This window comes from Vreelandella alkaliphila (assembly GCF_016107625.1).
GTDB classification, from domain to species: domain Bacteria; phylum Pseudomonadota; class Gammaproteobacteria; order Pseudomonadales; family Halomonadaceae; genus Vreelandella; species Vreelandella alkaliphila.
In genome coordinates this window covers 1-389 of the sequence record NZ_JABASV010000044.1, presented here as the reverse complement: position 1 = coordinate 389, position 389 = coordinate 1, and the positions used below count along the sequence as shown (strand labels likewise).

1 protein-coding gene is annotated in these 389 nt (G+C 56.6%); it reads left to right on the top strand.

The window, feature by feature from the left end; all coding sequences use genetic code 11:
* On the top strand, positions 1–389 hold a 389-nt coding region (locus tag JFC11_RS18900), incomplete at both ends, for an FAD-linked oxidase C-terminal domain-containing protein (RefSeq protein ID WP_198350283.1).

The following is a 389-nucleotide window of genomic DNA, read 5'->3' as shown; positions in this document are numbered from 1 at the left end:
GGCGCTGGATATGAAAGATCCCGAACAGGAAAAACTGATTCGTGAGATTTCTGATCAAGTGGCGGCCCTGACCCAGAAGTACGGCGGGCTGTTATGGGGCGAGCACGGCAAAGGCGTGCGCTCGGAGTACGGCCCCAAATTCTTTGGTGAGTTATACCCCAGCCTGCAGCGCGTCAAAGCCGCGTTTGATCCGCATAACCAGCTAAATCCAGGCAAAATTGCGTCGCCCGCTGAAGGCAGCGAACTAATCGCCAAAGACAGCGATCCTGAACTGTTAACGGTTGATGGCGTCACCCTGCGCGGCCAACTGGACCGCACCATTGATGAACGAGCGTGGCAGGCCTATGACGCGGCGGTGTACTGCAACGGCAATGGTGCCTGCTATAACT